Genomic DNA, 23,205 nt, shown 5'->3' with positions numbered 1-23,205 from the left:
TTAATTAAAGATAAGTATGTAAATTAGGCAAATTTGCCGAAATAAAGTTTCGAGGTAGTGAACGGTTTGATGGAGCTTGGTGAGCAATGAGGTGTGAGAAATTAAACCGTTTACGGGCGGACAATTTGCGCATCTACGAGATTTGCCATGCTCCCTGTCCCTTTATTTTGGAACACTTGTTGCGCACTACACAAAAAATTCCACATGAAATACATGCTTCTTTTTATCGGTGCGGCGCTGTTAATGGCCTGTACCGCACAGAATAAATCAGAATATACCACAATTGAATACGAGGCCGGCGCCTGCTTTGGCTTCTGCCCTATCTTTAAGATGACCATCAATCCGGACCGCACCGCTGTGCTGGAAGCAGAACATTTTAACTTTTCTGACGGACGGTCCAAAGATGAATTCTCCATGCCGCGGGAAGGTACTTTTAAAGGTACCATTAAAGAAGAAGACTACCGTACACTCGTAGAAATGCTGAACGCGCTGAAACCAAAAACCCTCAAAGCTAAATATGGCAGCCGGAATGTTACCGACCTGCCAACTTCATTCCTGCGTTTGAGTTTTAGCGATGGAACTATTAAAACAGTTGAAGACTACGGCAAGCACGGCACACCGGATTTGGAGAAGCTTTACCGCTACTTCGAGGATTTAAGACACAACCAGACCTGGGAAAAAGTTGGTGAGTAGGGATTTAGCTATTGTATTATATAAAAACGTATCTTTGCAGTCTATTTCGCGGCATTCTAAGCCATTTCGTAATTCGTTTTACTAAAAGATTCTGTTTTAAATATTGAGGACAGGATGAATGAAGAAGCATAACGCTTCGTCCGCACTAATTTTAATACAGGACAAAATTTTGTTATTTACAGACTTAAATTTAATTAAGCCCATACTTGATGCGCTTAAGCAGGAAGGTTATGAGAAACCAACTCCAATCCAACAACAGGCTATACCCGAAATACTGAAAGGCCGGGACCTGCTGGGAACTGCACAAACCGGAACCGGAAAAACAGCAGCCTTTGCCATCCCTATCCTGCAGAACCTTACGGAAAAAAACATCCGTAACAACCAGATTAAGGCTCTGATCCTCACACCTACACGTGAACTGGCCATTCAGATTGAAGAAAGCTTCAATGCCTACGGCCGTAATTTGAAACTCAGAAACCTGGTGGTTTTTGGTGGCGTTAAGCAGGGTGCGCAGGAGCAGTCGCTGAAAAGAGGTGTGGACATATTGGTGGCTACGCCCGGGAGATTGCTGGATTTCATCTCACAGGGTATTATTTCACTGAAGCAACTGGAAATCTTCGTTCTGGACGAAGCCGACAGAATGCTTGACATGGGATTTGTACACGACGTAAAGAAAATAGTGAAGATGCTTCCGGAGAAAAGACAGACGCTGTTTTTCTCAGCAACGTTTCCGGATGAGATCAAGAATTTGGCTAATTCCATACTGAACAACCCGGTGAAGGTAGCTGTGGCTCCGGTATCTGCCACGGCAGACACCATACAGCAGAAGGTTTATTTCGTTGAGAAGGAAGACAAGCTGGAACTGCTGACACACATCCTGAAAAACGACATCAGAGAATCTGTACTTGTGTTTTCCAGAACCAAGCATGGTGCCGATAAAATCGCCAGAAAACTGCAGTCTCATAAGATATCAGCAGAAGCCATTCACGGTAACAAGTCCCAGAATGCAAGGCAGAACGCACTTACGAACTTCAAGTCCGGAAAAACTAGGATTTTGGTGGCTACAGATATTGCCGCCAGAGGAATTGATATTGATGAACTGAAGTATGTCGTTAATTTTGAACTTTCTGATGTTTCCGAAACCTACGTTCACCGTATCGGCAGAACGGGAAGAGCCGGCGCCGAGGGACAGTCCATTTCTTTTGTGGACGGTCTGGACCTGCTGAACCTGAAGAATACTGAAAAACTCATCGGCAAAAAAATTCCGGTAGAGCGTGACCACCCTTTCCACACGGACAGTTTGGTGCCGCAAAAAAGGGATTCCAACAACAAACCTTTTACTCCAAGGCCAAAACCACAGGCCAAAGAAAACATCGGCTACAAGAAACCTCACAATAAAAGTAATTTTTCCAGAAATAAATAAAATATCTGCTGAAAGTCAAAGCCTCTCCGAATTGAAGAGGCTTTTTTTTGCTACATGCGGGAGTCAGTTTACTCCTTACCAAAGAGCCTAAGGGCATTTTCGGTAGTTATCCTGTCAATTTCAGAATAGTCTTTACCGTAAACATCAACCAGTTTACCTACAACAAGATCCAGGTAGGAACTTTCATTCCTTTTCCCGCGGAAAGGCACCGGCGCCAGGTAGGGAGAGTCAGTTTCCAGCACGATATTATCCAGGGGAATTTCATGCAGGAACTGATCAATCTTTCCGTTTTTAAAGGTGACCACTCCACCGATTCCAAGCAGGAAGTTGAGCTCGACGGCCTGGCGGGCCTGTTCCAGATTTCCGGAAAAGCAATGAAAGATTCCGCGCAGTCCTGGATGCTTTTTCCTTTCCAGTACTTCAAAAACCTCATCAAAGCTATCGCGTGTATGGATGACGATGGGCAGATCCCGTTCTATTGCCCAGTCTATCTGTGTTTCAAAAGCTTTCACCTGAATATCCAAAGTTGTCTTATCCCAATAAAGGTCAATGCCAATCTCCCCGATGGCCGGAAAGTTTCGCTTATTCAGATATTCCTCTACAATTTTAAGCTCGTGCTCCCAGGTTTCGGGTTTTACATAGCATGGGTGCAGACCCATCATGGAAAATATCCGGTCCGGATAATCCTGTTCCACCGCCAGCATTTTTTCATGGGTTTCGGAGTCAATTGCGGGCAGGTAAAACTGATTCACGCCTTTTGCGACAGCGCGGTCAATTACTGCCGCACGGTCTTCATCAAATTCTTCGGAATACAGATGGGTATGGGTATCAATCATTTTGTTATTGTTGAGGGAATGCGTCTGAAAAAACCGTGTGCTTTACAAAGGTTTGCTGCAGGGCAATCCTGCCTTTCAGATTCTCCAGGAAATCCTGGTATCTTGGGTCAGTTTCGTCTGACGGTCTGTGGGCAAGTGCGCGGCTGATCCTGAAGTTTTCTTCCACAAAATCCATGGTTTGGTCGCTGAAATACGCGCTTCCAAATTTTTCCCAGATATATTGGACCGCCTGGTTGCTGGGGTGAATTAGGTCGTCTTTATAAAAACGATAGTCCCGGAGGTCATCCATCAGTATTTCATAAGCAGGTAAATAATGGCAGTCATCAAACTGCTCTGTGACTTCATGTACCGCAGTAATAAGTTTGGCCTTGCTGAGTGTATTTCCTTCCATCCCATCCCTGGTGTGACGTACCGGAGAAACGGTGAAAAGGATCTGGACACCCTCAGGACAGATGTCTTTCAGATGGGTCACGGTTTCATACATCGCATCCGCCAGCTCCAGATTGGTAAGCAGTCGTTTTTTAAAGAATTTTCCGGGAATTTTGTGGCAGTTGGCCACAAGTTTATTTTTTGGAAGAAATTCGTAGACGAAGGAAGTTCCATAGGTGATGATCACCCATTTTGTATTCTGCAAAAATAAGTTAGCCTCCTCTATCCCATGATTAATAAGCTCCAGGGTCTGGTGGGCATACCTTGAGTTGAATTTGGTATGATGGTCCAGTGAGATTACCTGATCGTCATAAGCCACCAGATCCTCCTGGTCGTAAAAGGCGGAGTCGTGCAGCCTTTTCACCGACGTATTAATTGAATATGGATTAAAGATGGTGCCGAACGGATTGCTCAGCGTCTGCAGCTGACCTGTGGCCAATAGCGCTGAAATTTCTTCGGAAAAGCAGGAGCCAATTGCAAAGATGCAGTCTTCAGGCTGCATCTTAACGGTGGAATCCTTTATATTAACCTCTGTTCTGAATTTCATAAACAATGTAACGCGGATAAGACGGTTTAGCTTTCTCTTCTGAGCAGATAGTTGGCCAGTTCAATAAAAGGTTTTTTCTTCTCATCCGAAATGTCAATCTTCATCAGATAATCGTGAGCAATCTGATTATGCTTCTCAACCAAACGGAGTGTTTTCTCATCGACCTTGGTTCTGCGGAAAATTTTCTCCACACCATAGACTTTATCCACATTATCCGTTTTCTTGCTATACCAGAATTCCAGTTCCTTACGCTCTTCCGGTGTACTGTGTTCCTTAGCGAGAAGATAGAGGACCGTTTTTTTGTTCTCGTAAATATCGCCGGCATGCTTCTTACCAAAATCTTTCTGGTTACCAAACACATCCAGGTAGTCATCCATAATTTGGAATGCAATACCGATATGCTTACCGAAGTTGAAGATATTCTTTGCATCCTTAAATTTCGCTCCTGCAATCAGTGCTCCAATTTCAAAAGACGAGGCACTGAGGACGCCCGTTTTGTAAGTGATCATGCGGATATATTCCTCGTATGTCACATTGTCCTGCGTTTCAAAGTTGATGTCGTACTGCTGACCTTCGCAAAGCAGAAGTCCGGTATGAGTAAATACACGTACACAGGCTTTATAAAGATTGGGTTCCAGGTCTTCAAAGAATTTATATGCCTTGAGCAATAGTCCGTCACCGGAAAGGATGCCCGTGTTAAGGCCGTACACAGTATGTATGGTGGGGACATTTCGCCGCAGCGGTGCCTCATCCATAATATCGTCATGAATAAGTGTAAAATTATGGAAATACTCTATGGCCAGTGCAGGCTTTACCGCTTTTGATAGCTCACCGCCAAAGAGGTCGCAGGCCATCAGTACCATAATGGGACGGAGTCGTTTTCCGGCGTTGGAAATGATATAATTCATAGGTTCATACAGCTCCTGAGGTTTATCCCTGAAGGAATATTTTGTAATGGCCTCCGAAACAATTTCCTGATACTGATCTAAAAATTCCATACTTTATTCTTTGATGCAAAAATACGGTTTTATAGATGTTTTAGGTAAGGTTATAAACAAAAAACCACTCTAAATAAAGGAGTGGCTTGTCTATATAATGAAATTAATTTCTTATATCATTTTCACTAAAAGGTAAGTGATACCTGCTACCATGGCCGAAATAGGAATCGTTAAGATCCAGGCCCACAGCAGGCTTACTGTAATTCCCCAGCGAACGGCTGAAACTCTTTTGGTAAGACCTACGCCAATAATGGCACCTGTAATGGTGTGCGTGGTGGAAACCGGGATACCCAGATGATCGGTCAGGAAAAGGGTAATGGCTCCGGCAGATTCTGCGCTTACTCCTTCCAGTGGGGTAACCTTGGTGATACGTGTACCCATGGTTTTTACGATTTTCCAGCCACCACTCATGGTTCCCAGAGCGATCGCAAGGAAGGAAACAAAGGGAACCCAAACATAATCCGAAGTAAAATGCTTGAAACGCTCTGATGAGTCCATCATTGCATATTCGTCGGTGCCTCCAATCATTACCACGTGGTAATAAATTACCGCTGCACCAATGATACCCATAACTTTCTGCGCATCATTAAGGCCGTGACCTACGCTGAAAAGTGCAGATGAAACCAGCTGCCATCTCTTGAACTGTTTGTCGGCCTTACGCGGGTTGCTTCTTCTTGCAAAGTAAACGATGGCGAGTGTAATAAGTATTGATACCACCATACCGATGAAGGGTGCCATGAAAATGAAGAGGAATATAGGAATCACCTTTTCATATTTTACCACATTTTGGGTAAACAGCTGCTGGAAAGCCAGCTTGAGTGTATCCCAAATTCCCAGATGAGGCATACTGGCCACCACATGTTGATAATCCATTACGAGCGCATTCATTAGAGCGGCACCCAGGAAGCCTCCGATAAGGGTGTGCGATGAAGATGACGGGATGCCGAACCACCAGGTTAGTAAGTTCCAGAATATCGCTGCTACCAGACCCGCGAGAATAACCTCCAGGTTAATGAAGTTTTCATTTACAGTCTTGGCGATGGTGTTTCCGATCTTAAACTCGCCAATGACATACATGGCAAGGAAAAAGGCGGCAAAGTTCCAGACAGCAGCCCAAAGTACAGCCTGGAACGGCGTTAGAACCTTAGTAGACACGATGGTTGCAATTGAGTTTGCAGCATCGTGAAATCCGTTAATATAATCAAAGATCAGCGCGAGGACAATGATTATTATGAGGAGAATTGGTAATTCCATTCTTTCGTAAAAAATTATTGCACTTACGCGTACTTGATAATAATGTTCTCAATAGTGTTGGCCACATCCTCGGCCTTGTCGGTCACGATCTCAAGATATTCAAGAACGTGTTTGGTCTTGATGATGTTGATGGCATCTCCCGTCTCAAAAAGTCTTACCAGACCCTGGGACAGCACATCATCAGCAATATTCTCAAAAGAATTGATCTTGATGCATGATTCCTTCACTTCTGCAGGGTTGGTAAATCCTTTCAGATGCTGGATCGCATTTTGGATCTCGACGCAGGATTTGTGAATAAGCAGGGAAAATTCAGAGAATTCCTTTACATCCGGTGTCTTGTAGAGGAAGATGTATTTGGATGAAGCATAAATGTAATCCGCAATATCGTCCAGGCCAGCTGCAAGCATGTTGATGTCCTCGCGGTCAAAAGGCGTGATAAAGTTTTCGCCCAGCTGTACAAAGATCTCATGAGTAAGATCGTCCATTTTATGTTCATAATCACTCATCTTTTTAAGGAGTGAATCGTCATTCAGGTCGAAATCAAGCATTCCGTCGTGAAATTCCTGAGACATCTGCACAAGAGTGTCTGCTACCTTTTCGAACAGTACGAAGAAGACTTTGTCTTTTGGCTGAAATGCCTTGAAAATGTTACCAATTCCCATTTTGTCTGTTGTTTAATTTAGAGTTGCAAATATCCGGATAACCGGGCACAAGGTTTTTATGTTTTATATTAAGTTTTGTTCACATTTGTCAGTCCGCTACCGGATAGGACTGCGGCACATCTTTAAGCCTGTCCAGCGTGAAATTAAGTGCAAAATAAAGGAAATGGAGATTCCGGGTATTGTCTGCGGTGAATTCGCGTTGCCACATATAGGCCAGGTTGGCACTCACATTGTGGTTGTACACGTATCCAATTCCACTCAGAAACCTGTTTCTCTTGAAGGTGGGTTCTTCAGGGCCCACAAAAACTTCGTTGAAGGCATTTACAAAAAAGGTATTGGCTTCCAGTTTTTCCCTGTTAATCGGCAAGGTGGCGGAGAGCCTGTAACGGTAACGTTCTGTATTGGCTTCCGTATCCGTTTGAGGGTAATAATACAGACGTTTTTCGGCACGAACCCTATGATCCAGTTTCAGGCGGTCCAGGTTGTGCGAGTAGGTGTATTGCAGCCACAAACGGGTTTCGCGCTGATAAAAATCGCTGTTTCTGTAAGTTCCGTAAGTTCCGATTCCTACAAAAGGTTGGTGTTTGCCTATATTGTAACCCAAACCACCTTTAACTTCATAATAGTCGATCTTTACAAAATCCTCGATGCCGCGTGTCTGAAGTTCCAGATACGCCAGCCAGTTCTTGTCATGTTTATAGGAGAATGACATCATATTGAATGATGAAATATGTTCGCGCGGATTGGTCTGCGAAAAACCTGTGGTAAAAGTCAGAAGGAGTACCAATAAGTTCAGCGATTTTTTCATAGCTTGATTTAAGCGACAAAGGTACTAAACTTGCTATGTTAACAATGTTAATTTAATATTAAGTTAATCGATGTGTAACATCAGAAGGTGCACAGAATTTTTGGCATAAAAAAAGCACGGCTGACCGTGCTTCAAATTTTCTCTGCAAAAGAAAGTTTAGTTGGCCTCTTCAGCTCTCATTTCCTTTCCTTTAAACTTCTGGGTTTTCAGGCCCTTTATAACCTCATCCTTGAAGGATTTCTCAACTTCAAAGAAGGAAAACTTCTCCATGATTTCAATATCACCGATGTCCGGACGTTTTTTGGATTTTGCGGTGGCCTTGTTCAGGATTTCCAGCATATCCATTTTTTTCAGGTGGTCTCTTTTTCCAAGGTTGAAGAAAAATCTCACCATATCGCAGTTACTTCTTTTCGGTTTCCGGTCCCGGCCAAAATCACGGCCACCGTCTCTGCCTCCGTCACGGAAACTGTCTCTGCGGTCATTACCACGGTCACGATCACCTCTTCCCCTGTCATCGTGGTCGCGGCGGTTACGGTCGCGGCGGCTTTCACCACGGTCGTCACTGCTGAATTTCTGGTCCACCATGTCGTTCTTGTCCTTATAGAACATCGCCAGGTCCCTTAGCTGCAGCTGCAGAAGTTTGTGTACCAATTCTTCTTTACTGAAATCGGAAAGATCCGGAATCAGAGCATCATCAAAAGTGAAAAACTCCTCGTGCTCGGTAAACAGTTTTTCGAAAACACCACCTACCTGTGCTTTAATGATTGCGTCACCTGTAGGAATTTTCTTTTCAATGATGTCAATTTTGGTGGACATCTTTATCTGCTTTAGTTTTCTGGACTCCTCAGGCTTGATAAGCGCCATGGAGATTCCGTCTTTTCCGGCACGTCCTGTCCTACCGCTACGGTGTACGAATACTTCTGGATCGTCCGGCAGTGAATAATGGATTACATGGGTAAGGGAATTCACATCAAGACCACGGGCAGCCACATCGGTAGCTACCAAAATGTCAATATTTTTCAGTCTGAATTTCTTCATCACCGTATCCCTTTGTGCCTGGCTAAGGTCGCCATGAAGCGCATCGGCGGCATAACCGTTCTGCATCAGGAAATCTGCAACCTCCTGCGTCTCCATACGGGTACGGCAGAAAATGATGGAATATTGATTTGGGTTTGCGTCGATAAGTCTTTTCAGCGCTTCCTTCTTATGACGGTAACCTACCACATAATATTCATGCTGAATGTTTTTCTTCACCTCATTTATTGAACCCACAGAAATGCGGTGAGGTTCTGTAAGGTAGTTTTTAGAGATCCTCTCCACCTCCTTGTTCATCGTTGCCGAGAAAAGGTAGGTATGTTTGGTTTCAGGAGTCTCTCTCAGTATCGTTTCCAGGTCATCTTTGAAACCCATGGAAAGCATTTCATCAGCTTCGTCCAGAACAAGCCACTGTATTTCTGAAAAATCAAGTGCTTTTCTGTTTATAAGGTCGATCACACGACCCGGTGTACCCACAATAATCTGTGGTTTATCACGCAGGGAGCGGATTTGGTCAGAAATACTCGATCCACCATAGACCGCAGTGGTCTTGATGTCTCTCATATATTTCGAATAATTTTTAATGTCTTTGGTAATCTGCAAACAAAGTTCTCTGGTAGGACAAAGCACCAAAAATTGGATTTTGCGACTCCCGTCGTCAATCATATCCAAAATCGGAAGCGAAAATGCTGCTGTTTTGCCTGTTCCTGTTTGCGCAAGTGCGATGAGATCGCGTATATCTGTAGAGATAAAAGGAATAGTCTGTTTTTGGATTTCTGTTGGGCTTACAAAGCCCAGTTCGCCAACTGCCTTCAAAATTTCAGGACTTAAGTTGGTCTCCGTAAATAAATTCATGTAAAAGATCGTCTATAATTCTGCCGCAAAGATACTTATTTTATTTTTGATAAAAAATAACTGCTTTTATTAAATAAGTGTTAAAGATGTAAAGCATACTAAGTTTAGCGGTAAATTCTTTTTGTATACTTTTATGTAAAATATTTTTATGGCTGATGCATTATCTAAGGAGACATTAACCTTCGTTACAGACCTTAACAAAAACAACAACCGCGAATGGTTTACTTGCAATAAGTCACGGTATCTGGTTGCGCAGGAAAATATGGTAAATTTTGTTGATGCCCTTATTCAGGAAATTTCGGACTTTGATGAAGCTGTCCTAAAAATTGACGCTAAAAAGTCCATTTTCCGGATTTACCGCGACACGCGCTTTTCCAAAGACAAAACGCCTTATAAAACCAATTTCGGTGCCGGACTGGGCATGGGCAAAGGTTCAGAGATTGCGGGTTACTATCTTCACATCGAACCGGGTAAATCCTTTTTGGCGGCAGGTGTCTATAAGCCCGACAGCAGTATCCTGAAAGAAATCCGCAGGGAAATTTCCGTGAACGCTGATGAATTTATGGCCATCATCAACGGCAGCGAATTCCGCAAATACTTTACCGGACTCTCTGAGGAGGATAAGCTCATACGGATTCCGGCGGGATTTGACAAAGATGACCCCATGGCTGAAGTACTGAAACTAAAAAGCTACATCGCAGTTTACAACTTAACAGACAGGGAAATATTGGAAAAGGACGCCGTTAAAAAATTGGCAGACATGTTCAAACAGGTTAAACCTCTGAATGATTTTTTAAGTGCCCCGTTTAAAAAGCAGTAGGAATAAAATTTACCTTTGGGTAAGCTTTTTAACTGTGGCCAAAAGTTCAGGATCGTCAGGGGTGATTGCATAATAATCAGCAATTTTACCGCTTTGATCAACCAATATAAAACGCGGTACCCAGTTCAGCTCAATATAATCGTTGAACTTGTTTTTCCAACCCTCATCAAACCAATAATTGATCCCGCCGGCGATTCCGTATTTATCCAGACCGCGCTTCCATTGGTCATGTGTACGGTCCAGTGAAAAATAAATGACAACCAAATCGGGATTTGCTGATTTAAGCGCATTGGTTTTGGGCAAGGCAAGTATGCAGTCCCGGCACCAGCTGGCCCAGAAATCGATCAGTACCACCTTCCCCTCATAAGGTTTCAGCACCTGCGCTACGGTTTGCTTCTTACCGTCCGCGCCAATGAGCTTTTGGCTGAGGACATCGGCTGTAAATTCGGATTTGATAGCCTTCACAGGCTTCTGCGCATAACTCAGACTGAAAAAAAGAAGCGCCAGCAGGCAAACAAGTTTCTTAGTTAGAAACTGATTATTATGGAATAGAGCCTTCATATACAAATTATCATTCGGGTTAATCTTTCAGCAGATCAGGGCGGCGTTCCTGGGTAATTCGGACCGCTTCGTCGTGACGCCATTCCTCAATTTTGGCGAAGTGACCGCTCAGCAGAATTTCGGGCACTTTTAAACCTTTATATTCTTCAGGTCTCGTATAAATAGGTGGCGACAGCAAATTATCCTGGAAGGTATCGGTAAGCGCACTCTGTTCATCATTCAGCACACCCGGCAGCAGGCGGATTACAGAATCTGCAAGTACACAGGCAGCCAGTTCGCCGCCGGTAAGCACATAATCACCGATTGAGATTTCTTTTGTAATATGCAGGTCCCGCACGCGCTGATCGATTCCTTTATAATGTCCGCACAGAAAGATAAGGTTTTTCTTTATGGAAAGTGAATTGGCCATTTTTTGATTTAGGGTTTCGCCATCAGGAGTCAGGTAAATCACCTCATCATAGTCACGCTGGGATTTCAGTTCAGAAATGCAGAGATCCAGAGGCTCCACCAACATTACCATTCCGGCACCACCGCCATAGGGTTCATCATCCACTTTCCGGTGCTTCCCCACACTCCAGTTCCGCAGCTGATGGAAGTGTACCTCGGCCAGGCCTTTCTGCATGGCTCTTTTCAGAATGGAAGTCTGGAAGGGACTTTCCATAAGTTCCGGCAGTACACTTATTATATCAATTCTCATTGTTCAGTCTTATTTTTTTTGTTTGGGACGATTATCAGGCGCAAAGATGAATCTTTATTCACATAACTCCACATCCAGTTAAAGAAAATTGCCAGTTTATTGCGCACCGAAAGGATGAGCATAAGGTGCAGGAACATCCAGAAGTACCAGGCCAGGAAACCCTGAAACTTAAAACCGGGTAAATCCACCACGGCCCTGTGCTTCCCGATGGTGGCCATACTGCCCTGATCCACATATTCATACTCCACCCAATCAGCTTCATTTTTCCTGACTAAATTCCGCGCAAGGTTTTTACCCTGATTTATGGCTACATTGGCAACTTGGGGATGGCCCTGCGGGTATTTTGGAGTTTCCATATGTGCAATATCTCCAATCGCAAAAATATTTTCTGTTCCCTTCACCCGGTTGTAACGGTCCACAATGTAACGGTTACGGAAAATTTGACTCTCGCTTAGTCCCTCAATAATATTGCCCGTAACACCGGCTGCCCAGATTACGTTGTTAGCGGGTATCTCCTTACCGTTGGCCAGCAGCACACGGTCGCCGTCATAAGCGGTCACAATTTCGCCCTTCATGAAAATAACGCCCAGTTCATTCAGATATTTCTCGGACATTTTCTGCGATTCCGCACTCATATTGGAAAGGGGCGTCTCCGTAGAGCTCACCAGGATGATGTTCAGATTCTCAAAGTTCATGTGCGGATAGTCACGCGGCAGAATTTCACGTTTCATTTCGGAAAAGGCGCCGGCCAACTCCACACCGGTGGGTCCGCTACCTACGATTACGATGTTCCAGTTGCCGTCGTCACTGCGTTTTCTTTCTATGATAAGTTTCTCAAATGTAAGCAGCACATGGTTCCTTATGGCTATGGCCTCCTGGGTATTCTTCATGCCAAAGGCCAGCTTCTCCATCTCGGCATTTCCAAAGAAATTGGTCTTGCAGCCTGTCGCAATTACCAGTTTGTCATAGGTAAATTCGGAATCTTCTGTAATAATCTTGTTCTGCTCGGGTACTATGCGCTGTACTTCCGTCATGCGGTACTGGATGTTCCTGGAGCGCTGAAAAATCTTGCGGAAAGGGAATGAAATATTGCTGGGCTCAATCCTGCCGCAGGCTACCTGATAGAACAGCGGCTGAAACATATGATGGTTTACTTTATCTATCATAAACACCTTCTTGTTCTTGTTATTGAGCGACCTGGCGAGCTGAAGCCCTGCGAAACCTCCGCCTACGATTACAATTTTCTCCCGTGTTTCCATAGTACAAATTTACCTAATTAATAATTGATGCCCTGCACGTTCGCCTCACTACGGTGAATTGAATCCGGCAGGATTGTGATCTTTACAAGGGAACGAACATTATACCATACCGAAATCAAAAGCTGTAAAATTCGTTATTTATACTTCTTAACGTTACTTTTGCAGTATAATGCCAAATAAGAGAACCAAAGGGAAAGTCCGTAAAAAAATCCACAAAAGCCGGCGGCGCAAAATCATAGTTCGCAGAACGGTTTTGCTGATTGTACTTGCTTTAAGCCTTATGGGCACCGGTTATTATCTTAAGGAAAAAATCTCTTTTTATTACGCCATGCATTTCCGGCCTTTTAAGCATAAGAAACTCACCAATTCTGAATTTGAGGAGCAGCGGATTAACAGGATCATTGGCGATTATGCCGATAAAACTTTTGGCATAGACATCTCCCACTACCAAAGGTCCGAAGATATTACATGGGACAGCCTCAGCATCGGCAACCGTGCCATCCCCATCCGGTTTGCCGTGCTTCGTGCTACCATGGGTAACCGAAACACTGATAAGCATTTTGATGAATACTGGAAACTGGCTAAAAAACACAATCTGATAAGGGGTGCCTATCACTTTTACCGTGCCGATGAAGATCCTGTACGTCAGGCCAATAATTTCCTGGAAAATGTAAAGCTGGAGTCCGGTGACCTGCCACCGGTGCTGGATATCGAACGTATTCCGAAGCGGAAAACCAACGCCAAACTGATTGAAGACCTGAAGATATGGTGCAGGATCGTGGAAGAAGCCTATGGGGAAAAGCCCATTATCTACACTTATTATCACTATTACAAGGATTTTCTGGACGGTGAGTTTGAAGAGTATCCGCTTTGGCTGGCTAACTACAACGATGTTCCCCAACCTACGCCCACAGGACGTTGGGACTTCTGGCAGTTCACCGAAAACGGAATTGTCTACGGCATTAACACCAAGGTCGATGTAGACATTTACAACGGAAGTTTGTGGTCACTGAAAAGGCTGACGCTGGATTAACATCATTTATCGTATTTTTGCTGCTTTAATCTCACGCCTTACACCGCGTACAAAATCCCGTTTCCATGAACTACGTCAGCGCCGAAAATCTTACCAAATCATTTGGCATGAAGGTCCTTTTTAAAAACATTTCATTCAATGTAAATGAAGGGGACAAAATCGCCATTGTGGCCAAGAACGGCAGCGGGAAATCTACGCTTCTTAAAATCCTGATGGGAAAAGAGATCGCAGATTCGGGTAATGTTGTCATCAACAAAGACATACAGGTGGTCCTTTTTGATCAGGAAATTGAATTTGATTCAGATCTTACCGTAGAGGAATTTATGATGACACTGGATTCAGCACCTATTGTAGCAGTAAAGAATTACCACCACGCCTTGCACACCGAGAATCCCGACGATATGGAAAAAGCTCTGGCCGAAATGGAAATCCATAAAGCCTGGGACCTGGAAAACGAGATGAAGCAAATCCTTTCGCAGCTGAAGATCACCGATCTTCAAGCCAAAATGGGCACGCTTTCCGGTGGGCAGATCAAACGTGTGGCCCTGGCAAAACTTCTTACTGAAACCCGCGCTGAACACCGCCAAATCCTCCTCATCATGGATGAACCTACCAATCACCTGGACGTGGAAATGGTGGAATGGCTGGAAAATTATCTTTCCAAGGCTAAGATCACGCTCCTGCTTGTTACTCACGACCGCTACTTCCTAGATGCGGTTTGCGATCTGATTTGGGAGATGGAAGACCAGAACCTCTATGTTCACAATGGAAGCTATGCGACTTACCTGGAGAACAAAATGATTCGCGAAGACAACCTGAATGCTACAATAGACAAGGCGAACAACCTGTACCGCAAGGAACTGGAATGGATGCGCCGCCAACCCAAAGCCCGCACCACGAAATCCAAATCGCGGATCGACGATTTCTACGAAACCGAGAAAGTGGCCAAAACGGACACCCGCAAGGAAAAACTGGAACTCGATTTCGAAATGAAAAGGCTGGGCAATAAAATCCTGGAGCTACACAATATAAGTAAGAGTTACGGCGAAAAAGTCCTGCTGAAGGATTTCTCCTACCAGTTCCAGCGTGGCGAAAAAGTTGGAATCGTGGGCAAAAACGGTGCAGGCAAATCCACCCTGCTTAATATCATCCAGGGTCTGGAACCTTATGACCGTGGCTCCATAGAGACGGGCGAAACCATAAAATTTGGCTATTTTTCGCAGAAAGGTCTTAAATATAAGGAAGAAGAACGCGTAATTGATTTCATAAAGGATATTTCTGAGAATTTCCCGTTGGCCAACGGCCGTACGATTTCGGCGTCACAGTTTCTGCGTCTGTTTCTTTTTGATGACCAAACCCAGTACAGCCCTATTTCAAAACTTTCCGGTGGCGAAAAAAGAAGACTTCACCTGATGTACGTGCTTTATCAAAATCCAAACTTCCTGATTTTTGATGAACCAACCAACGACCTGGACCTTCCCACACTTACCGTTTTGGAGAATTTCCTTCAGCAGTTTCAGGGCAGTTTAATTATCGTATCGCATGACCGTTATTTTATAGACCGCGTTGTAGATCACGTATTGGCATTTGAAGGCGAGGGCAAAATCAGGAACTTTGTGGGTAATTTCTCGGAATACCGCGAGATGAAAAGCCAGGAAAGCAAAAAACTGGCTGAGCAACCCTCAATGCAGGCACCCAAAGTGGCCGAAATTGCACAAGCCGTTCCCAAATCTCCTTCGGCACAGCGCAAACTCTCCTACAAAGAGCAGCGCGAACTTGAGATGATTGACAGGGAACTACCTATTATTGAAGAAAAACGTGCAGCTATTATGCAGCAACTTACTACAGAAACCGAGTATGGAGTGATCTCCAATTTGTCCGCCGAACTGGAATCGCTGACTTCCAAACTGGAAGAAATGGAACTGCGCTGGCTGGAACTCCAGGAAATATAAGTACTTTCTTATCCCTCAAGGAGATCTCCCCAAAGAACTTCCTGTATTTTGGGTCTGAAGATGTGACGGATTGTCGCGCATACAGTGTTACATGACAAATCTCATTTCCGGGCTACCAGCAATGCTTTCAGGAAGTTAACACATTTCCATTAAAACTATTTAGAATAATTAAAAATAAGCTTGCAGAAAAGAGCAGGCTTTATTACATTTGCGGTCGTTATTTTAATTCATTCTAAATAAAGACTAGGAAATGAAAAGAAGACTTGTTTCTGTTGGCCTTTTGGCCCTTACTCTTCCCGCATATGCTCAAATGAAATTTGTAGAGTATTCCGACACCCTTCGGGTGCAGCAAATTGAGGACATCAATCTGCATAAGACAGGCAACCCGAATAATGCGCGAACGCTCACTACAAAATCCAATCTGACAGTCATGGAGAATCCGCAACCCATAGCCATCGTAACCCACGAAATCATAGAGCAACAGCAGGCGAAGCAGTTAAGTGAAGTCCTTCAGAACGTAAACGGTCTTTATATTACCTCAGCACGCGGAAATTCCCAGGACAGTTTTGGTGGACGCGGATTCAACTTCGGAAACGATAATATTTTTAAGAATGGCGCCCGTGTAAACAGTGGTGTTTTCCCTGAAGTTACAGGTCTGGAGCGTGTGGAAGTACTGAAGGGCGGAAACGCGATGCTTTACGGAAATGTAGCCGCTGGCGGAGTAGTTAATCTGATCACCAAAAAACCACGTTTCAGTTTTGGCGGCAGCATCGGCATGAACGCCGGCAGCTGGAACTCTTATAAACCTACGGTTGATTTTTACGGCCCACTGAGTAAAAATGTTGCTTTCCGTGTGAACGGCACCTATGAAACTGCCGAAAGTTTCCGCGATGTGGTAGAGTCCCAGAAGTATTATTTCAATCCGTCTGTACTGTTTAACATTGGCGAAAAATCTCAGCTTATAATAGAAGCCGATTACCTGAAACATGACCTAACGCCCGATTTCGGAATTGGCGCCATTGAAAATAAAGACAAATCTTACGCACTGAACACCTTCCTGCCAAGAAATGCGTATGTTGGCACCGACTGGCAATACCAGAATGTAGAGCAGGTTACTGCAGGACTCACCTTCAATCATCAGTTCAATGATTTATGGACATTGAATACTGTGGCTTCTTTTCAAAACTACACCAAAGATTTCTTTTCCACTGAACGTGTGACCTGGTCTTACGACAATGCGAACCGCCTGAAATGGAACAGACCCCTCAACAAGACTTACAACGAGCAAAATTACACTTCACTTCAGCTAAATCTGAACGGGGAACTGAATACAGGCAAGGTGAACCATAAAATTCTGATCGGGACCGACGGAGATTACGGCATAGCCGACGCTTACACCTTCCGGAATCCGGAAACCGGCAAAAACTTCGGAACGTCATATACTTATGGCAGTAATGGAGGAACCGGCTTGCTGTATTTGGATGATCCTTCCACGTGGGCCGGAGGCGCCATGCCAATGTCTGAAAATAAGGACAGAACACGCATACCTACACAGCGTTTCGGGATTTACGCTCAGGACTTCATCAGCCTTAACGAGCAGTTCAAGTTACTTGCCGGCTTAAGATGGTCTTATATTGAAAGTGAGAGTACCAAAAGGGATTATCTGGACAATACGGACAGCCCGGGCGGCAAAACGGTAGACCGTGCATTTTCGCCAAAAGCAGGTATCGTTTATATGCCGAATGACAATCTTTCTGCATTTGCAACTTACACCAATTCTTTTGTAGCCAATACCGGCCGCGATATTTACGATAATGTGCTGAAACCATCGATTATAGATCAGTTTGAGGTGGGCATGAAAAAGAATTTCTGGAATAATGCCGTAGCACTCAACCTGACGGTTTATCAGATAGATAACCGTAACTTCTACCAAACAGCTGAATTTAAGGCAGACGGAAGCGCAAATTTAGACTCCACGGTTAAGGATTTTGCAGGTAAGATGCGCAGCCGGGGCGTAGAACTGGACATCACCGGAAACCCGCTTCCGAACCTGTCCATCATTGCCGGGGCATCCTATAACCATTCTGTTTATCTGGATACTCCCGAGACCTTCGGTTATGTTGAGAACCAGCGGCTGGTCCGCACACCTGCCACAACTGCTAACGCATCGGTCTTTTACACATTTGCCAAATATTTGAAAGGATTAAAGATTGGTGGCGGAGTTTATTTTATAGGAGACCGCATTGCGGGCTGGAACGACACCAAGGAATTGCTGGACAGCCGTAACGGCGCCTCACGTATGCTGGAGGTGGGCGACTATGTGACCGCATCACTAAGCTTTGGCTATGACTGGAAAAAATTCTCGCTGATGGGAAAAATAGGAAACCTGTTTGATGCTGTGGAATACAATTACCATGAGAATTACTCGGTGAACCCCATCACGCCGCGCAATTACTACCTCACCCTTACCTACAAACTTTAAGAAATCTACTGCATTCAGCTTTAAAAATAAACTATGGAAAAGAAAAAAAAGTCGGGAAATTTAAAGTCCACAATGCGCATCCTGCACCGGTACCTGGGCTATTTTACAGCCGGCATCATGGCTGTTTATGCCATCAGTGGCGTTCTGCTCATTTACCGCGATACCAATTTCCTGAAAAAGGAGAATAAGTACGAGGTTGTATTAAAGCCAAATCTGACAGAAAAAGAGTTGGCCAGGGAGATTAAGGTACGGAATGTTGAATTTGAAGCTGAGGAAGGTCCTGTCCGGAAATTTAAGGACGGCACCTATAATGTAAGTACAGGCGAAGCGAAATATTCCAAGATGCAGCTGCCATTTGTGCTGGAGAAGTTCAACGAGCTGCACAAATCCACCTCCAAACACAGATATGCCTCACTGAACACCGTGTTTGGGCTTGTGCTGTTTTTCTTTGTGATCTCTTCGTTCTGGATGTTTAATTTTAAATCCAAAGCATTCCGGCGCGGAATGATATATGCGGGAATCGGTTTTATCCTGGCCGTCATCATGGTATTTTTCCAGTAAAATCTATAAATATTAAGGTAAGGAATACCTGCCTTTTTCTGAACCCTCCCCCGATTGATAGCTGCAAAATCCATATCTTTGGATCTCAAATCATATTACATGAATCAGCAACCGGTGGAGGGTTTTTCCAAACTTTCAAAGCAGCGCAAAATAGACTGGCTTATTAAAGAATACCTTAGTGATGACAGCAGTTATGAACAGATACTTCAGCAGTACTGGAACGGTGACGCTGTTCTACAAAAACTTCATGAAGAGTTCTCGGAGAATACCATCTCCAATTTCTATATGCCTTATGGAATAGCACCCAATTTTCTTATAGACGGCAAACTGCTGGCACTTCCTATGGCAGTGGAAGAAAGTTCGGTAGTAGCTGCAGCCTCAAAAGCCGCAAAATTCTGGATTGACAAGGGTGGTTTTAAAACAACCATTATTAACACGAAGAAACTGGGCCATACCCATTTCATTATTAATGTTGAGGCACACAAACTGCAGCACTTCTTCAACTTCAAACTCAAGAAAAGACTTTTCGAAGCTACTGAAGAGATTACAAAGAACATGCGGAACCGCGGCGGCGGCATACTGAACATCCGGCTAATTGACAAAACTGCGGATCTGGAGAATTACTTCCAGCTTAAAGCCAGTTTTGACACCGTGGATTCCATGGGCGCCAATTTCATTAATTCCTGTCTGGAGCAGTTTGGCAAAACTTTAACGGAAGAGGTAGCAAAAGATGAAACCTTTACCAAAGAGGAAAAAGAATCGCTGCAGATTGTTATGAACATCCTGTCCAATTTTACGCCGGACTGTATTGTAAGAGCTGAGGTTTCCTGCAAAATTGAGGACCTGAAAGATGACAGCGGCATCTCCAATGAAGAGTTCGCCACCAAATTCAAACGTGCCGTCACCATTGCGGAGATAGAGCCTTTTCGTGCGACCACGCACAACAAAGGAATTATGAACGGTGTGGACGCGGTGGTGATTGCCACCGGTAACGACTTCCGCGCTACCGAGGCCTGCGCGCACGCCTACGCTGCAAAAGACGGTAAATATTCAAGTTTAACACACTGTACCATTGATAACGGAATTTTCAGATTCTGGATAGACCTGCCTATCTCGGTAGGAGTTGTAGGTGGCCTTACCAATCTGCATCCTTTGGTGAAATTTTCGCTTGCGCTACTGGGCAAACCGTCAGCACAGGAATTGATGAGCATCCTGGCGGTTTCGGGACTGGCACAGAATTTTGCAGCCATACGTTCACTGGTAACCACCGGAATCCAGAAAGGACATATGAAGATGCACTTACTGAATATCCTGAACCAACTTGGAGCCACTGAAGACGAAAAAAATTATTTTGTCACTTATTTCAAAGACAAAACGGTGACCCATCACGAGGTGATTACTCAATTTAACAGTTTAAGAGCTAAATAATGTTCGGAATCATTTTGGCTGGGCTTCTGCTGGCATTCGGCATTTTCCTGCAAGCAACAAAAGATCCGGGATTTACCTCAACAAAAAAGTTTTCGTGGTTACTGATTGCCCTGGGCGCAATCACACTTTCGGGGAAATTAATTATCATGTATCAAAAAGGAGAAATATAATATGAAGACATTTACATTGGTTGTTGGTGCGGTTTACGGACTGCTGTCGGTAATTTTGGGTGCATTTGGCGCGCACGCACTGAAGAAGGTTATTTCTGCAGAAAAGCTGATCAGTTTTGAGACCGGAGTACGGTATCAGATGTACTCTGCCCTGTTCCTGCTGATCGTGGGGTATATCCTGAAATTTGAAAGCCCCTCTGAAAAATGGATTTCCATCCTGATGATTGCGGGAACCTTTATTTTCTCATTCAGTATTTATCTGCTCAGCATGAGTGAGGCCTGGAATATGAATTTTAAATTCCTGGGACCCATTACTCCCATCGGCGGACTGATGATGATCATTTCCTGGGCGATGCTGATTTTCTATTTCCTGAAGAACAGGATCTGAATCTTTTCTGAATCTACGGAATGATTATTGACTGCCTATAAAAATGTATAAGAAACGCATCCTTCTTCTTGAACCTAAAATACATGTATCCAAAGTATTGGAATCGATTTTAAAGGATGAAGGATATCAATGCAAGACCCGGACTACTACTCACAATCTGCCGGATTTACTGGCAGAATTCCAACCGAATGCAATATTGATAGCCAGACAAATTCCTCCTATGGGAGTGATAAGCGCCATAGAATATATTCGCCAAAGTCCATATGGCAGGCATGCCGCAGTAATTTATATGACAGGTTCGGGTCAATCTATTGCCGAGGCAACATCAGCAGGAGCTAATATCACATTAGCGAAACCACTTGACCTTACCAAGTTTCTGTTTACTTTGGAAAATTTTACAAATTTAAACTGAACCAGCATGTTTTTCATCTTCGGACTGAACAGGAAACCGGTAGGCAAGGAAACCCGCACTATCCGCAAGAATGGCTTTGATGTAAAGGCCATTATTACCGTTTATAAACTGTATATAGAGTTATTTTTCATCCCGCTCATTCCATTAGGCAAGAGGTACAGCATTTACATTCCGCATAGTGATGAATATTATGAGCAGAGCTTCCGCTCCAGGATCCCTGATGAATATATGGAGATTTGTAAGGATGTAGGCAGGTTGTACTGATGACGCAACGACATGAATAAGGCCAAGCCGCGCCCCGGATTGAACGGCCTGTTTGAGCTCTTTTTGTTAGTTCCGGCCCGAGCGGAGGCGCAAAAAAGCGAGTAGTGAAAGCCGGAATCGGCGCCCATAATTTTTCGTTTCAGAAGAAAATCCGCAGGATCCATCATCAAAACATCGCTTAAACTTCCGCGCTTTAAAAAACTTAACGGTTTAGGGCTTTCTACTTAGTGCTTTTTTCATAAATTTGTAAATCCTTAAAAAAATAATAAATTTAATTCAATACTATGAATCTTCACGAGTATCAGTCCAAAGAGATTTTAGCAAAATACGGCGTTAATATTCAGCGCGGTTTCATCGCCAATAATGTAGAGGAGGCAGTAGATGCAGCCAACAAATTAAAAGAAATGACCGGAGGTGCCGAAGGTTGGGTGGTAAAAGCGCAGGTTCACGCAGGTGGCCGTGGTAAAGGCGGCGGTGTAAAATTCTCTCCAAACGTTGAAAAACTGAAGGAAAATGCAGAGAACATCATCGGTATGCAGCTGGTAACTCCACAAACTTCTGCTGAAGGGAAGAAGGTAAACTTTGTACTTGTTGCCGAAGATGTATATTATCCGGGAGCTTCTGAAACCAAAGAGTTCTATGTTTCTATCCTTTTGGACAGGGCATTAGGCAAAAATACGGTGGTATATTCTACTGAAGGGGGTATGGACATTGAGCATGTAGCCGAAGTTACCCCACACCTTATCCATAAGGAAGTGATTGATCCTGCATTGGGTCTTCAGGGTTTCCAGGCTCGTAAGATTGCTTTCAACTTGGGACTTAGCGGTAACGCATTCAAGGAATTCACGAAGTTCATCACCAACCTTTACAATGCTTATGTAGGTATTGATGCTTCTCTTTTTGAGATCAACCCTGTTCTTAAAACTTCTGACGATAAAATTATTGCAGTTGATGCCAAAGTAACCCTGGACGGTAACGGACTTTTCCGTCACAAAGACCTTGAGGCATTAAGAGATACACGTGAGGAAGATCCAACTGATGTTGAGGCTGGCGATGCAGGTCTTAATTTCGTAAAACTGGATGGTGACGTTGCATGTATGGTAAACGGTGCCGGTCTGGCAATGGCGACTATGGACATCATCAAGCTTTCCGGCGGTAACCCGGCTAACTTCCTGGACGTTGGTGGTACAGCTGATGCGGAAAGAGTTCAGAAAGCCTTCGGAATCATTCTTAAAGATCCAAACGTAAAAGCCATCCTTATCAACATCTTCGGTGGTATCGTACGTTGCGACCGTGTTGCACAGGGAGTTGTAGACGCTTATAAAGCAATGGGAAGCCTTCCTGTTCCTTTGATCGTAAGATTACAGGGAACCAACGCTGTAGAAGCAAAGCAGCTTATTGACAATTCCGGCTTACCTGTACATTCTGCAATCACACTGGAAGAAGCAGCAAACAAGGTAAAAGAAGTTCTGGCGAAATAAATCATCAGACATTTAAATATAAGACAGCTTTCGGAAGGAAGCTGTCTTTTTTTGTACTGGCGTTAAACTTCTGAAATTGGTTGAATTTTCGGCTACAATAAGGCTTAATCACTCGCTAAGAAGTCAGACATTTAGCTTTGAGAATGTGATTATTATG

At 44.0% G+C, this 23,205-nt stretch carries 23 protein-coding genes; 13 read left to right on the top strand and 10 right to left on the bottom strand.

Translation table 11 applies throughout. The features are described 5' to 3' along the window. Positions 1-204: 204 nt before the first annotated feature. Both P0M11_RS01115 and P0M11_RS01110 read left to right on the top strand, forming a co-directional pair. Positions 205-693, top strand: a complete 489-nt coding sequence (locus P0M11_RS01115) for a DUF6438 domain-containing protein (protein ID WP_275624077.1) — start codon at positions 205-207, stop codon at positions 691-693. A gap of 169 nt (positions 694-862) precedes the next feature. Continuing rightward, positions 863-2,116 carry a DEAD/DEAH box helicase gene (locus P0M11_RS01110; protein ID WP_275624382.1) on the top strand — a complete coding sequence of 418 codons (1,254 nt, stop codon included), beginning with the start codon at positions 863-865 and terminating at the stop codon, positions 2,114-2,116. A gap of 68 nt (positions 2,117-2,184) precedes the next feature. Here P0M11_RS01110 and P0M11_RS01105 read toward each other — a convergent pair whose 3' ends face one another. The 7 genes from P0M11_RS01105 to P0M11_RS01075 form a co-directional block, all read right to left on the bottom strand. Continuing rightward, positions 2,185-2,952, bottom strand: coding sequence for a TatD family hydrolase (locus P0M11_RS01105; protein WP_275624076.1), 768 nt, complete (start codon positions 2,950-2,952; stop codon positions 2,185-2,187). Between the two features lie 4 nt (positions 2,953-2,956). Beyond that, the gene (locus P0M11_RS01100) at positions 2,957-3,928 is read right to left on the bottom strand and encodes a GSCFA domain-containing protein (protein ID WP_275624075.1); all 972 of its coding nucleotides are present in this window, start codon (positions 3,926-3,928) and stop codon (positions 2,957-2,959) included. Positions 3,929-3,954: 26 nt separating this feature from the next. Next, the gene (locus P0M11_RS01095; protein WP_158064844.1) at positions 3,955-4,926 is read right to left on the bottom strand and encodes a polyprenyl synthetase family protein; all 972 of its coding nucleotides are present in this window, start codon (positions 4,924-4,926) and stop codon (positions 3,955-3,957) included. A 111-nt stretch (positions 4,927-5,037) separates the two neighbouring features. Then, entirely contained in the window at positions 5,038-6,180 is a 1,143-nt protein-coding gene (locus tag P0M11_RS01090) for an inorganic phosphate transporter (protein ID WP_275624074.1), read from the bottom strand. A gap of 23 nt (positions 6,181-6,203) precedes the next feature. Then, on the bottom strand, positions 6,204-6,842 hold the full coding sequence (locus P0M11_RS01085) for a DUF47 family protein (protein WP_158064846.1): 639 nt from the start codon (positions 6,840-6,842) through the stop codon (positions 6,204-6,206). Positions 6,843-6,930: 88 nt separating this feature from the next. Continuing rightward, positions 6,931-7,650: a DUF2490 domain-containing protein gene (locus tag P0M11_RS01080; protein WP_275624073.1), complete on the bottom strand. Its 720-nt coding sequence runs from the start codon at positions 7,648-7,650 to the stop codon at positions 6,931-6,933. 156 nt (positions 7,651-7,806) lie between these two features. After that, on the bottom strand, positions 7,807-9,540 hold the full coding sequence (locus P0M11_RS01075; RefSeq protein ID WP_275624072.1) for a DEAD/DEAH box helicase: 1,734 nt from the start codon (positions 9,538-9,540) through the stop codon (positions 7,807-7,809). Between the two features lie 148 nt (positions 9,541-9,688). Here P0M11_RS01075 and P0M11_RS01070 point away from each other — a divergent pair, with 148 nt between their 5' ends. After that, positions 9,689-10,360: a DUF2461 domain-containing protein gene (locus P0M11_RS01070; RefSeq protein ID WP_275624071.1), complete on the top strand. Its 672-nt coding sequence runs from the start codon at positions 9,689-9,691 to the stop codon at positions 10,358-10,360. Positions 10,361-10,369: 9 nt separating this feature from the next. Here the strand turns inward: P0M11_RS01070 and P0M11_RS01065 are convergent, their stop codons facing one another. Genes P0M11_RS01065 through P0M11_RS01055 form a run of 3 tightly spaced genes read right to left on the bottom strand, consistent with a single transcriptional unit; the run spans position 10,370 to position 12,877 of the window. Continuing rightward, entirely contained in the window at positions 10,370-10,921 is a 552-nt protein-coding gene (locus tag P0M11_RS01065; protein ID WP_275624070.1) for a thioredoxin family protein, read from the bottom strand. Between the two features lie 19 nt (positions 10,922-10,940). Further along, complete coding sequence (trmD, locus tag P0M11_RS01060; RefSeq protein ID WP_275624069.1) at positions 10,941-11,618, bottom strand: tRNA (guanosine(37)-N1)-methyltransferase TrmD; 678 nt, start codon at positions 11,616-11,618, stop codon at positions 10,941-10,943. After that, on the bottom strand, positions 11,615-12,877 hold the full coding sequence (locus P0M11_RS01055) for an NAD(P)/FAD-dependent oxidoreductase (RefSeq protein WP_275624068.1): 1,263 nt from the start codon (positions 12,875-12,877) through the stop codon (positions 11,615-11,617). The genes trmD and P0M11_RS01055 overlap by 4 nt, the downstream gene beginning before the upstream one ends. 169 nt (positions 12,878-13,046) lie before the next feature. Between P0M11_RS01055 and P0M11_RS01050 the strand changes: the two genes are divergently transcribed. The 10 genes from P0M11_RS01050 to sucC all read left to right on the top strand — a co-directional run bounded on the left by P0M11_RS01050 (position 13,047) and on the right by sucC (position 23,048). Next, on the top strand, positions 13,047-13,910 hold the full coding sequence (locus P0M11_RS01050) for a glycoside hydrolase family 25 protein (protein WP_275624067.1): 864 nt from the start codon (positions 13,047-13,049) through the stop codon (positions 13,908-13,910). 65 nt (positions 13,911-13,975) lie between these two features. Next, complete coding sequence (locus P0M11_RS01045) at positions 13,976-15,862, top strand: ABC-F family ATP-binding cassette domain-containing protein (RefSeq protein ID WP_275624066.1); 1,887 nt, start codon at positions 13,976-13,978, stop codon at positions 15,860-15,862. Between the two features lie 250 nt (positions 15,863-16,112). Continuing rightward, positions 16,113-18,344: a TonB-dependent receptor gene (locus P0M11_RS01040; RefSeq protein WP_275624065.1), complete on the top strand. Its 2,232-nt coding sequence runs from the start codon at positions 16,113-16,115 to the stop codon at positions 18,342-18,344. Positions 18,345-18,377: 33 nt separating this feature from the next. Then, positions 18,378-18,905, top strand: coding sequence for a hypothetical protein (locus P0M11_RS01035; protein ID WP_275624064.1), 528 nt, complete (start codon positions 18,378-18,380; stop codon positions 18,903-18,905). A gap of 78 nt (positions 18,906-18,983) precedes the next feature. Next, positions 18,984-20,333, top strand: a complete 1,350-nt coding sequence (locus P0M11_RS01030) for a hydroxymethylglutaryl-CoA reductase, degradative (protein WP_275624063.1) — start codon at positions 18,984-18,986, stop codon at positions 20,331-20,333. Beyond that, a complete protein-coding gene (locus tag P0M11_RS01025) occupies positions 20,333-20,503 on the top strand; it encodes a hypothetical protein (RefSeq protein WP_275624062.1) in 171 nt (56 codons plus the stop codon). Before P0M11_RS01030 ends, P0M11_RS01025 begins: the two co-directional genes overlap by 1 nt. A 1-nt stretch (position 20,504) precedes the next feature. Next, positions 20,505-20,891 carry a DUF423 domain-containing protein gene (locus tag P0M11_RS01020; protein WP_275624061.1) on the top strand — a complete coding sequence of 129 codons (387 nt, stop codon included), beginning with the start codon at positions 20,505-20,507 and terminating at the stop codon, positions 20,889-20,891. Between the two features lie 43 nt (positions 20,892-20,934). Continuing rightward, on the top strand, positions 20,935-21,303 hold the full coding sequence (locus P0M11_RS01015; protein ID WP_275624060.1) for a response regulator: 369 nt from the start codon (positions 20,935-20,937) through the stop codon (positions 21,301-21,303). Positions 21,304-21,309: 6 nt separating this feature from the next. Beyond that, entirely contained in the window at positions 21,310-21,567 is a 258-nt protein-coding gene (locus P0M11_RS01010; RefSeq protein WP_275624059.1) for a hypothetical protein, read from the top strand. Positions 21,568-21,851: 284 nt separating this feature from the next. Then, complete coding sequence (sucC, locus tag P0M11_RS01005) at positions 21,852-23,048, top strand: ADP-forming succinate--CoA ligase subunit beta (protein WP_275624058.1); 1,197 nt, start codon at positions 21,852-21,854, stop codon at positions 23,046-23,048. Positions 23,049-23,205 lie beyond the last annotated feature (157 nt).

The organism is Kaistella sp. PBT33-4 (assembly GCF_029194425.1).
GTDB lineage: Bacteria > Bacteroidota > Bacteroidia > Flavobacteriales > Weeksellaceae > Marnyiella.
Note: the sequence above shows the minus strand (reverse complement) of the source record. Positions and strands in the feature narration are given on the sequence as shown.